The sequence below is a fragment of the uncultured Georgenia sp. genome, assembly GCF_937958535.1.
Classification (GTDB): domain Bacteria; phylum Actinomycetota; class Actinomycetes; order Actinomycetales; family Actinomycetaceae; genus Oceanitalea.
In genome coordinates this window covers 1-11,517 of the sequence record NZ_CALGNQ010000073.1, presented here as the reverse complement: position 1 = coordinate 11,517, position 11,517 = coordinate 1, and the positions used below count along the sequence as shown (strand labels likewise).

Genomic DNA, 11,517 nt, shown 5'->3' with positions numbered 1-11,517 from the left:
CGGCCTTCAGCTTCCTCGACGGCGCCAGCCAGCCCGAGGAGCTCGTCGTCGAGGCGCACCGCCTCGGGCAGGAGGCGCTGGCGATCACCGACCACGACGGCCTGTACGGCGTCGTGCGCTTCGCCGAGGCCGCCCGCCGGGTCGGGCTGCCCGCCGTCATCGGTGCCGAGCTCACCCTGGACGCCACCGAGCGCGCCACCGGCCAGATGGACCCGCCCGGCACCCACCTCCTGGTCCTCGCCCGCGGGCCGCAGGGGTACCGCAGCCTGTCCCGGGCCATCGCCGAGGGGCACCTCGCCACCGGTGAGAAGGGCCGCACCGACTACCGGCTCGCCGAGCTGGCCGCGGCGGCGGACGACCAGTGGCTCGTGCTCACCGGCTGCCGCAAGGGCGCCGTCCGCCGGGCGCTGGCCACCGGTGGGCGGGACGCCGCCCGCGCCGCGCTGGACGAGCTCGTCGCCCACTTCGGCCGGCACAACGTCGCGGTCGAGATCACCGCCACCGGCGACCCGCTCGACTCCGCCCGCAACGACGCTCTCGCCGCACTCGCCGCCGACGCCGGGCTGCCGCTCGTCGCCACCGGTGCGGTCCACTGCGCCACACCCGCCGACCAGCCGCTCGCCGACGTCCTGGCCGCGATCCGCGCCCGCGCCACCCTGGAGGAGATCGACGGCTGGCGTCCGCCCGCTCCCGCCCACCTGCGCTCCCCGGAGGAGATGGCCGCCCTCCACTTCCGCCACCCCGCGGCGGTCGACACGGCGGCCGTGCTGGGCCTGGAGTGCGCCTTCGACCTCGCGCTCGTCGCCCCGAACCTGCCGCCGCACCCGGTGCCGCCGGGGCACACCGAGGCCACCTGGCTGCGCGAGCTCACCTACCGGGGCGCGGCCGAGCGCTACGGCCCGCCCGACGCCGAACGGGTCCCCGGTGCCTACGCGATGATCGAGCACGAGCTCGGAGTCATCATCGAGCTCGGCTTCCCCGGCTACTTCCTCATCGTCCACGAGATCGTCGACTTCTGCCGCCGCCGCGGCATCCTGTGCCAGGGCCGCGGCTCGGCGGCGAACTCCGCGGTGTGCTTCGCGCTCGGGATCACCGCGGTCGACGCCGTCCAGCACCGGCTGCTGTTCGAGCGTTTCCTCTCACCCGGACGGTCGGGGCCGCCCGACATCGACCTGGACATCGAGTCCGCCCGGCGCGAGGAGGTCATCCAGTTCGTCTACGAGCGCTACGGGCGCACCCACGCCGCCCAGGTCGCCAACGTCATCTCCTACCGGCCCCGCTCCGCGGTGCGGGACGCCGCCCGCGCGCTCGGCTACGACGTCGGGCAGCAGGACGCGTGGAGCAAGTCGATCGAACGGTGGCGCAGCCTGCGCCGGCCTGACGACGGCGGCGGCTGGGGGGCCGCCGGCGCGGACGGCACCGGCCCGAAGGACCGCGGCGGCCGCGGCCCGGCCCCCGCCGACGACCTCGCCGGCATCCCCGAGGACGTCATCGACATCGCCGAGCGGATGCTGCGCCTGCCCCGGCACCTGGGCATCCACTCCGGGGGGATGGTGCTGTGCGACCGGCCGGTCGTCGAGGTGTGCCCGGTGGAGTGGGCGACCATGCCCGGACGCACCGTCCTGCAGTGGGACAAGGACGACTGCGCCGACGCCGGGCTGGTGAAGTTCGACCTCCTCGGCCTGGGCATGCTCACCGCGCTGCGCCTGGCCTTCGCCGAGGTCAACGCCCATGCCGACCCCGGCACCCCGGAGCTCGGGCTGCACACCCTGCCGCAGGAGGACCCACGCGTGTACGACCTCCTGTGCGCCGCCGACACCGTCGGCGTCTTCCAGGTCGAGTCCCGCGCCCAGATGGCCACCCTGCCGCGGCTGCGGCCACGCAGCTTCTACGACATCGTCGTCGAGGTCGCCCTCATCCGCCCCGGCCCGATCCAGGGCGACTCCGTCAACCCCTACATCAACCGGCGGCGGGGCCGGGAGAAGGTCACCTACCTCCACCCGCTGCTCGAGCCCGCGCTGGAGAAGACGCTGGGCGTGCCGCTCTTCCAGGAGCAGCTCATGCAGATCGCCATCGACGTCGCGGACTTCAGCCCCGCCGAGGCCGACCAGCTGCGCAAGGCGATGGGCGCCAAGCGCTCCACCGAGCGGATGGAGGCGCTGCGCGCCCGCCTGCTCGAGGGGATGGCCCGCAACGGCGTCACCGGGGAGGTGGCGGAGAAGATCTACGACAAGCTCAAGGCTTTCGCCGACTTCGGCTTCCCCGAGTCGCACGCCTTCTCCTTCGCCTACCTCGTCTACGCCAGCGCCTGGCTCAAGGTGCACCACCCCGAGGCCTTCTACGCCGCGCTGCTCGCCGCCCAGCCGATGGGCTTCTACTCCCCGCAGTCCCTGGTGGCCGACGCCCGCCGGCACGGGGTGCGGGTGGTCCGCGCCGACGTCCAGCGCTCCCAGGTCCAGGCCGTGGTGGAGCGCTCCGGAGACCCGGAACCGGCTGCCGTGCTGCCCGACGACGTCCCGCGCGAACCGCGGACCGGCCGCCCGCTCGTCGACCCGGACCCGCGGCTCGCGGTGCGGCTCGGGCTGGCCCCGGTGCGCGGGGTCGGGGAGAGCACCGCCGAGCGGATCGTCGCCGAGCGGGAGGCGCGCGGCCCCTTCGCCGACATCACCGACCTGGCCCGCCGGGTGCGGTTGAGCGCGGCCCAGCTCGAGGCGCTGGCCACGGCCGGGGCGCTGGACTGCTTCGGGCTGGAGCGGCGCGAGGCCCTGTGGGCCGCCGGGGCGCTGGCCCAGGAGCACGCCACCCTGCCGCACACCGCCGTCGGGTACGAGGCCCCGATGCTGCCCGGCATGGACGAGCTGGAGACGGCGGTGGCGGACGTGTGGGCCACCGGGGTCTCCCCGGACAGCTTCCCCACCCAGTTCCTGCGCCCGAACCTCACGGCGCAGGGCATCCGTACCATTGCCGGGCTGGCGCACTGCGCGACGGGGCAGCGGGTCGAGGTGGCCGGTGTCGTCACCCACCGGCAGCGACCGGCGACCGCCGCCGGGGTGACCTTCCTGTCCCTGGAGGACGAGACCGGCCTGCTCAACGTCGTGTGCAGCAGCGGGCTGTGGGCGCGCTACCGGCAGGTCGCCCGCACGAGTGCGGCACTCGTCGTCCGGGGGACGATCGAGCGCGGCGACGGCGTGCTCAACCTCGTGGCCGACCACCTGCGCGACCTGCCGCTCCAGGTCGCCTCCCGGTCGCGCGACTTCCGCTGACCAGCGAGCTCAGCCCTTCACTGCTCCCTCGCCGACGCTCATGATCCGGCGCTGGAAGATGAAGAACAGGACCGCCACCGGGATCGTCATGATCGCCGCCGCTGCGAGTTTCAACGGGTACTGGCTGCCTTGGCTCAGCGCACCGGAGGACAGTTGGGCCACTCCCTTGGTGAGGGTGAAGAGCTCGGGACTCTGCGAGGCGACGATGAAGTGGGACAGCTCGTTCCACGAGGCCTGGAAGGACAGGATGATGATGGTGATGACCGCGGGGAGCGCCATCGGCAGGACGATCGACCAGAAGATCCGGAACGTCCCGGCACCGTCGATGCGCGCCGCCTCCTCGACGCTCGCGGGAATGCCCTCGAAGAAGTTCTTCATGATGAAGATCCCGGTGGCGTCCACGAGCAGCGGGACGATCAGTGCGGCGTAGGTGTCGTACATCCCCAGCTGGTTGATGACGAGGAAGCGCGGGATGAGCAGCACGACGCCCGGCACGGCCATGACAGCCACCACGCCCGCGAAGATCACGGCCCGTCCCCGGAACCGGAGGCGGGCGAGGGCGTAGCCGGCGAGAGAGTCGAAGAAGACCCGGCCCAGGGTGACGAAGACCGTGACGATGAAGGAGTTCTTGAACCAGGTCGGGAAGTCGGAGTTGACGAGCAGCCGCTCGTAGGCGGCGGTCGTCCACGTCTGGGGGATCAGCCCGACCGCGTTCGACGCCGCCTCGGCGTCGGTCTTGAACGACGTGGCCACCGTGACGAGGAAGGGGTAGATGTAGACCACGGCGAGCACGACGAGCAGCACGTGGACGAGCACGGTCCCGACGGTGACGGGGCCGCCGCGGCGGCGCCGGCGTCGGCTTTGGAGTGCGGCGCCGGCCGTGGGAATCCCGGGGGTGGTCGCCGTGGTCATCTGCTGCCTCCTCGGTCCGCAGCGGGACGTGCGGGAGTGGTCCGCAGCCGGGTGGCGTCGTCGGACCGGACGAAGCGCTTGCGCCGGGGCACGGTGTCGCGCTCCCGGAGCACGAGCCGCTGGATGATCGTGAAGAAGACGATGATCGCGAAGAGGATGAACGCGATCGCTGCCCCCTGCCCCCACTCCTGGGAGAGGAAGGAGGACGCGTAGGACAGGTAGGCGGGGGTCAGGGTGGTCTTGGCCGGCGCGCCCTGTGTGCCCGTGTAGATCTGGTCGAAGACCTGCCACGTCCCGATGAGGCCGAGCGTGATGACGGTGAAGAGCGTGGGCTTGAGCATCGGTACGGTGATGCGCCAGAAGCGTTGCCAGGAGTTGGCGCCGTCCATCATCGCCGCCTCGTGGATCTCGGGGGAGATGTTCTGCAGGGCGGCGAGGAAGAGGAGCATGAAGGTCCCCGAGGTCGTGAAGACCGCCATGATGATGAAGACCGTCATGGCCACACTGGGGCCGGAGAGCCAGTCCCACCAGCTGATGCCGAGCAGTGGTGCGGCCTGCAGGGCCTGGGGGGCCTCCACGCCGACCCGGTCGAGGACGAGGTGGATGATGCCGCGCGGGTCGTTGACCCAGTTCGGTCCCTCGACGCTGACGTAGGCGAGCAGCTCGTTGACGACGCCGGTGGCGGAGAAGAGGAAGAGGAACAGCACCGTGATCGCTACCGAGCTGGTGACCGAGGGGAAGTAGAACGCCGTGCGGAAGAAGCCCTTGGCTCGCAGGAGCCGCTGGTTGACGAGTACGGCGAGCACCAGGGAGAGCATCGTCTGCAGCGGGACCACGAGGAGGACGTAGTAGGCGTTGTTCCGCAGGGAGGTGGCGAAGTCCCGCTGGGCGAGGCCGCCTCCGGTGAGGAGCTCGGAGTAGTTCTCCAGGCCGACGTAGCTCGCGCCGCCGGCGAAGGGGTTCCCGCGTCCACTCCAGTCGGACAGGCTCACCCACAGCGCCATGACGATGGGCAGGACGAGGAACACGCCCAGGATGACGAGAGCCGGGGTGACGAAGACCCAGCCGGCAAGTGCCTGGCCGCCTCGAACCCTGCGTGCTCGGGTCGGTGTCGCGGTCATCAGTCTCCTTCGGTGCCGGTGCGGATCTTCGTCACCCCGTGGGCCTTGTGTGCTACTGGGCGAGGGTCGCGTCCAGCGTCGACTGCACCGAGCTCAGCAGGCCCTGCGGGTCGCCGCCCGCGAGGCCCTCGAGCTGGGAGTTGAAGTCGGAGATGACGTCGGAGATGCCCTGGACGGCCGGGACGCCCTGGGCGAACTCGACGCTCTCGAGGAAGGCGGCCTGCTCGGGGAACTCGCTGGTCCACTGGTCTGCTGCGGACTCGATGGAGGGCATGACGCCGAAGGCGCGGGCGAACTCCATCTGCTGCTGCGGGGAGGTGAGGAACTGGACGAGCTCGATGGCGTCGTCCTGGTTCGCGCTGTCGGTGGCGACACCCCAGCAGTTGGTGAACTGCAGGGTCCCGGGGCCGGCAGGCCCCTCCGGGAGGGGGACGACACGGTAGTCGATGTCCGGGAAGTCGTTGGCGAGCGCGCCGACGAGCCAGTTGCCCTCGATCGTCATCGCGGCGGCGCCGGTGCCGAAGGCCTCACCGCCCCAGCCCGCGCCGATGTCGGCGGGGTACCGGACGGCGCCGGAGTCGAGCAGCTCCTGGACGTAGGTCAGCGCCTCGAGGTTCTCCGGGGAGTCGACGGTTGCCGAGGTACCGTCCTCGCTCACGAGGGAGCCGCCCGCCTGGGCCATGAATGCCCCGACCCGCTGCCACTCGGGCCCGAATGTCAGCCCGGCCTCGTTCGTCTCCGCGAGCGTCGCGGCGACGTCGCTCAACTCCTCCCAGGTGGCGGGGACGTCCTCCTCGGTGAGCCCTGCCGCCGCCCACGCCTCGTTGTTGATGAACAGCGCCAGGGTGGAGAAGTCCTTCGGGGCGCAGTACAGCTCGTCCTCGTAGGTGAAGGACTCGCGTAGCGTCGGGTAGAAGTCGTCGACGTTGTCGAGCTGGTCGCCGTACGGCAGCAGGGAGCCGTTCGCGGCGTACCCGACGAAGTGGTCGGTGCTCACGTAGAACAGGTCAGGCGGCGACCCGGCCGCGAAGCCCTGGCTGAGCTGCTGCGGCAGGTCCGAGGCGACGTTCACCGTCGCCTCGACGCCCGAGCTCTCCGACCAGGCGGCGACGGCGTCCTTCACCGCCCGGGTTTCCGCATCGCCGCTCGAGGCGATCAGGATCTCCAGGGAAGCCTCGCCGGCGTCTGCACCTCCGGTGGCCGGGTCGTCAGTCGTCCCGTCGTCGTCGAAGCCCGACCCGCTGCCACAGGCGGCGAGGGTCAGGACGAGGGCGGACGCGCCGGCCAGCAGTGTGCTCATGCGGCGGTACTGCCGTGTGCTCGAAGCCATCGCAGTTGTCCTTTCGTCAGATGGGTCACCGCTCCGGGCCCGCCGCAGTGCTCGAGGAGCGCTCGACGAGCGTGGGGGTGAGGAGTACGTGTTGCGGCCCGTCGGCCTCGTCGAGCAGCGCGTCGACGATCCGGGCGGCAGCCTCACGGAGGGGCTGCGCGACACTCGACAGCCCGACCGCGCGGGCCACGACGGTGTCGTCGAAGCCCACGACGGCGACGTCGGTCGAGCGGGCAAGGTTCCAGGCGCCGAGGGCGAGGGTGTCGCTGGCGCACACCAGGGCGGTGGCGCCTTCCGCGACGAGCGAGCGGGCGGCGTCCATCCCGTCGGTCGGGGTGTCCTCCACCGCACGGTGGAGACCGTCGGGGGCGACGTCCAGGACCGCGAGCCCACGGGCCCAGCCGCTGCGACGGTCGTCGCCTACACCGGAGCCCTCCGGCCAGCCGATGAACCCGATGCGGCGGTGGCCGCGTGCCGCGAGGTGCTCGACGGCCGCGTGCGTCCCGGCGGCGCCGTCGACGTCCACCCACGTGTGGGCTGCCGACGGCACGCCCCAGGGCCGGCCGAAGGTGGCGAACCGCGCCCCGTGTTCGGCGAGCCAGGCGGTGCGGCGGTCGCCATGGCGGGTGTCGGCCAGCACGAAGGAGTCCACCACGCTGCTGGTGAGCAGCTCCTCGTACTCGTCGATGTCCTCGGCGTCCGAGCCGGCCGCGAAGAGGAGCACGCGGTGCTCGCGGTGCTGAGCCGCGGCGGTGAGCTCGTGCAGGAAGCGGTCGGTGACGCCCGTGCCGGGAAGGGGCTGCACCGACATCGCGAAGGCGATGGCGCGCGCCCGTCCGGAGCGCAGCTGGCGGGCGGCGGGCATGGGCCGGTAGCCCAGCTCGGCGACGGCCTGGCGGACCCGGGCCAGCGTTGCGGGACGCACGATCTCGGGGCGGTTGAGTGCGTTCGAGACGGTCTGCCGGGAGACACGGGCACGGGCGGCGACATCGGTGACCGTCACCCGGCGGCGGCGCATCGCGTAACCCTCCCGTCCCGGTTTGGATCGATCAAAGTGGCACGACTAGAATTCCTGTTCGAACGTTCAACTGTCAAGTCCCAACGCGCTACGGAGCACGGACGAATGCCACGCCAACCTCTCCTCCACGACCTCCTCACCGCACTCGCCGCCCCCACCCAGGCCTGGTCCGCGCCCGACGGGCAGATCCGCCCGAGCGGAGCCCAAGGGGTCTTCCACGGCGACGTGCGGGTGGTGTCGCGTGCGGAGCTCACCATCTCCGGGGAGGAACCCGAGGTCATCTCGGTGCGCACCGACGGACCGGGGGTGGTCAACGTCGTGGCGCTCGCGCGCGGCATCGACCCCGGCGGTGCCGACCCGACGGTGCGCATCGACCGCCGGCGCACGGTCAAGCCCGGGTGGATGTCCGAGCGCATCGTCGTGACATCGGCGACCGCCGGCGCCGTCGCCGGTGAGGTCCGGGTGACGCTCGCGGCCGACTTCGCCTCGATGGACCTGGTGAAGACCGGTGAGGGACGCGACCCGCTCCCCGCCACCGAGACCGCCGTCGGTGTGCTCGGCTGGTCGCAGGACGGGGTGGAGGCCACGGTCCACGCCCCGGGTGCCACGCTCGACCTCAGCGACCCCACGGCCCCGGTGCTGACCTGGGACATCCACGTGGAGCCGGGGGTCGCCTGCACGCTCGAGTGGTGGGTCGACGTCGTCGACCCGGGCGGTGTGGTCGGTCCCGCGCCGGCCTCGACGACGCCGTGGCACCGGCTCACCGTCCGCTCCGGCGACACCCGCCTGGCCAACCTCGTGCGGCAGAGCCTCGACGACCTCGGGGCGCTGCGGATGAGCACGACGACCACCCCGAACGAGACCTTCCTCGCCGCCGGCGCGCCGTGGTTCTTCACCCTCTTCGGGCGCGACTCGATCTGGGCGGCCCGCATGCTCCTGCCGCTGGGCACCGGGCTCGCCGCCGGGACGCTGCGCACCCTGGCCGCGTTCCAGGGGACCAAGGAGGACGTCGCCACCGCCGAGCAGCCGGGCAAGATCCTCCACGAGCTGCGGCGCACCACCCAGAACGTCGACGCGACGACGACGCTGCCGCCCACCTACTACGGCACGATCGACGCCACCCCGCTGTGGATCTGCCTGCTCCACGACGCCTGGCGGTGGGGCATGGACCGCGGTGAGGTGGAGGCGCTGGCCCCCAACCTCCAGGCCGCGCTGCGGTGGATGGCCGACTACGGCGACGCCGACGGTGACGGCTTCCTGGAGTACATCGACACCTCCGGGCACGGCCTGGCCAACCAGGGGTGGAAGGACTCCCACGACTCGATCCAGTGGAAGAGCGGCCGGCTCGCCGAGGGCACCATCGCGCTGTGCGAGGTCCAGGGCTACGCCCACGAGGCGGCGCTCAAGGGAGCGGCCCTGCTCGACGAGCTCGGCCTGCCGGGCGGTGAGGAGTGGCGCACCTGGGCGGCCCGGCTCGCCGAGCGGTTCCGCGAGCGGTTCTGGGTCCACGACGACGACGGCGCCTACCCCGCCATCGCCCTGGACGGCGAGAAGCGCCCCGTGGACGGGGTCGCGTCGAACATGGGTCACCTGCTCGGCTCCGGGCTGCTCGACGCCGAGGAGGAGCGTGCGGTCGTCGAGCGGCTGCGGTCGGCGGCGATGTCCTCCGGCTACGGGATGCGCACGCTCGCGCACGGCTCCGGCGGCTACTGGGCACTGCGCTACCACGGCGGCTCGGTGTGGCCGCACGACACCGCGATCGTCATGCACGCCATGTCCCGCGCCGGCTTCCATGCCGAGGCGGCCGAGCTCGCGCAGGCGCTCATCGAGGCCGCACCGCACTTCGACTACCGGCTGCCCGAGCTCTACGCGGGCGACGCGATCGGGACGGTGCCCGCGACGGTGCCCTACCCGGCCGCGTGCCGGCCGCAGGCCTGGTCGGCGGCCTCCGCCGTCGTCGTCCTGTCCACGCTGCTCGGGCTGGACGCCGACGTGCCGGGCGGCACCCTGACCGTGGCACCCTCGCTCGCCGACCAGCGCTACCTCGAGGTGCACGGGCTGCGGGTGGCGGACCACGAGCTGGCGGTGTCGGTGCAGCAGGACGGCACCACCACCGTGGACACGGCGGCGCCGCTCACCGTCCGGGTGACCGAGCCGGCCACCCCGTAGGTCGTCTCAGGCCCGGACGCCCCCGAGTGCCGGGCCGGCGTCCGCCTCGGCGTCGTTCCCGGCGCCGAGGGAGCGCTCGTTGTGGCGCTGGCGCCGCCGGCTGACCCGTTCGGCGATGACCCGCGAGTCGGGCAGGTCGCCGTCGATCGGTGGGTCGGGCTCGTGGAGGGCCGAGTAGACCGCCCAGATGACGGCGATGATCGGGATGGCGATGATCGCCCCGAGCAGGCCGGCGAGGAAGGTGCCCGCGGTGACGCCCAGCGCGACGACCACGGGGTGGAGGGACACCTGCTTGCCCATGACCAGGGGCTGGAGCAGGTGTCCCTCGATCTGCCCGATCAGCGCGATCCCGACCGTCACGATGAGCGCGTCGACGATGCCCCCGGCGGCCAGGGCCACCACCGCGGCGATGATCATCGCGAGCGGGGCCCCGATGAGGGGGATGAAGGCGCCGATGAAGACGAGCACGGCGAGCGGCGCGGCGAGCGGCACCCCGACGATGGCCAGGAGGATGAAGGCGAGCACGCCGTCCGCGGTGGCGACGATCACCGTGCCGCGGGCGTAGCCGGAGAAGGTGTACCAGCCGGCACTCGCGGCACGGTGCACCGGCTCGCGCGACTTGGAGGGCAGCTGGTTGAGGAACCAGCGCCACATGTCCCCGCCGCGCAGCAGGAAGAACACGGTGACGAAGATGCTCAGTGCGAGCACGGTGAACAGCAGCGCCACCGCGCCGGCGTTGCTGAGCACCTGACCGGCGAGCGTGCCCGCGTTCTGGCTGACGTAGTCCTGCGCCTGGCCGACGAGCTCGTTGATCCAGTCGTAGATCTCCGCCTGGGTGAAGTGGACGGGCAGGGGGCCGGTCTCGAGGAACTCGAAGATGTCGTCGATGCCCTGGCCGAACTGGTCGGCGAGGTCCTCCCACTGGCCGGCCACCGAGGAGATGACGTAGGTGAAGATGCCGACGACCACCGCCACCGAGCCGAGCAGCGTGACGGCGGTGGCGAGCGGGCGCGGCATCACCCGGGACAGGTAGGTCACCACCGGGTAGAGCACCGAGGTGACGACCAGGGCGAGGAAGACGGCGATGAACACCGCCTGGATGCGGGTGGTGGCGAAGACGATCATCGCCACGACGATGACGATCCCGATGAGCAGCCACGCCATCGTCCCGTAGCGGCGCAGCCACCGCGGGACGTCGACCTGGTCGCGGTCGTGCAGGGCACGCTCCGGCATCCGCCGCACCGAGACACGGGCGGCCGACGACGACGGGCGGGGCATCCGCGCGGCACGGCCCAGCACCCGCTCGGACGCGCCCGGCGTGGGCGGCCGCGCTTCCCCGGTCGCGGGGGCCGAGGGACGCCGCCTGCGCACGTTGCCGAAGAGCCTCATCCGGTGGTCCTCCTCGTGTCCGGCACGTGCCCAGTGTGACCCACCGACGGCTCTCGGGCAGCGGTGACACGACCGCTCCTGCAGGGTCGGGGACGGGCGCGTCCTGGGGTGGTCCGTGGTTCTCGCCACACTCCGCCCGGAACGGGGCTCCGCGGTTCGAACCGGGCCCATCCGGCGTGCTATGTTTGCGGGCGTCGCCAACGGCCCCGGGCTGGTGGCGGACCACTCGTCCGGGTGGCGGAATTGGTAGACGCGCTAGCTTGAGGTGCTAGTGCCCGTTATAGGGCGTGGGGGTTCAAGTCCCCCCTCGGACAC

The 11,517-nt window shown here is 72.2% G+C and carries 7 protein-coding genes and 1 tRNA gene; 3 read left to right on the top strand and 5 right to left on the bottom strand.

What is annotated here, in order from left to right; genetic code table 11:
* A partial coding sequence (locus Q0195_RS04310; RefSeq protein ID WP_299275035.1) for an error-prone DNA polymerase occupies positions 1-3,263 on the top strand: 3,263 nt, incomplete at its 5' end.
* 9 nt (positions 3,264-3,272) lie between these two features.
* Here the strand turns inward: Q0195_RS04310 and Q0195_RS04305 are convergent.
* The 4 genes from Q0195_RS04305 to Q0195_RS04290 are packed head-to-tail and all read right to left on the bottom strand — an operon-like array spanning position 3,273 to position 7,644.
* Positions 3,273-4,175, bottom strand: a complete 903-nt coding sequence (locus Q0195_RS04305; protein ID WP_299275033.1) for a carbohydrate ABC transporter permease — start codon at positions 4,173-4,175, stop codon at positions 3,273-3,275.
* Positions 4,172-5,296, bottom strand: a complete 1,125-nt coding sequence (locus tag Q0195_RS04300; RefSeq protein WP_299275031.1) for a sugar ABC transporter permease — start codon at positions 5,294-5,296, stop codon at positions 4,172-4,174. Before Q0195_RS04300 ends, Q0195_RS04305 begins: the two co-directional genes overlap by 4 nt.
* A 52-nt stretch (positions 5,297-5,348) precedes the next feature.
* Positions 5,349-6,626: an extracellular solute-binding protein gene (locus Q0195_RS04295; RefSeq protein WP_299275028.1), complete on the bottom strand. Its 1,278-nt coding sequence runs from the start codon at positions 6,624-6,626 to the stop codon at positions 5,349-5,351.
* A gap of 25 nt (positions 6,627-6,651) precedes the next feature.
* On the bottom strand, positions 6,652-7,644 hold the full coding sequence (locus tag Q0195_RS04290; protein ID WP_299275025.1) for a substrate-binding domain-containing protein: 993 nt from the start codon (positions 7,642-7,644) through the stop codon (positions 6,652-6,654).
* Positions 7,645-7,749: 105 nt separating this feature from the next.
* Here Q0195_RS04290 and Q0195_RS04285 point away from each other — a divergent pair, with 105 nt between their 5' ends.
* Positions 7,750-9,813: a glycogen debranching N-terminal domain-containing protein gene (locus tag Q0195_RS04285; RefSeq protein WP_299275023.1), complete on the top strand. Its 2,064-nt coding sequence runs from the start codon at positions 7,750-7,752 to the stop codon at positions 9,811-9,813.
* A gap of 6 nt (positions 9,814-9,819) precedes the next feature.
* Here Q0195_RS04285 and Q0195_RS04280 read toward each other — a convergent pair whose 3' ends face one another.
* Positions 9,820-11,046, bottom strand: coding sequence for an AI-2E family transporter (locus Q0195_RS04280; protein WP_299275020.1), 1,227 nt, complete (start codon positions 11,044-11,046; stop codon positions 9,820-9,822).
* A 384-nt stretch (positions 11,047-11,430) separates the two neighbouring features.
* On the opposite strand from Q0195_RS04280, the gene Q0195_RS04275 reads away from it, so the two are divergent.
* Positions 11,431-11,516: transfer RNA gene (locus tag Q0195_RS04275), tRNA-Leu, on the top strand.
* The last annotated feature ends 1 nt before the right edge of the window (position 11,517 follow it).

Coding starts and splice junctions, on each gene's coding strand:
- Q0195_RS04295 (WP_299275028.1), bottom strand. CDS start 6,626: ATGGCTTCGAGCACACGGCAGTACCGCCGCATGAGCACACTGCTGGCC.
- Q0195_RS04285 (WP_299275023.1), top strand. CDS start 7,750: ATGCCACGCCAACCTCTCCTCCACGACCTCCTCACCGCACTCGCCGCC.
- Q0195_RS04290 (WP_299275025.1), bottom strand. CDS start 7,644: ATGCGCCGCCGCCGGGTGACGGTCACCGATGTCGCCGCCCGTGCCCGT.
- Q0195_RS04280 (WP_299275020.1), bottom strand. CDS start 11,046: ATGCCGGAGCGTGCCCTGCACGACCGCGACCAGGTCGACGTCCCGCGG.
- Q0195_RS04305 (WP_299275033.1), bottom strand. CDS start 4,175: ATGACCACGGCGACCACCCCCGGGATTCCCACGGCCGGCGCCGCACTC.
- Q0195_RS04300 (WP_299275031.1), bottom strand. CDS start 5,296: ATGACCGCGACACCGACCCGAGCACGCAGGGTTCGAGGCGGCCAGGCA.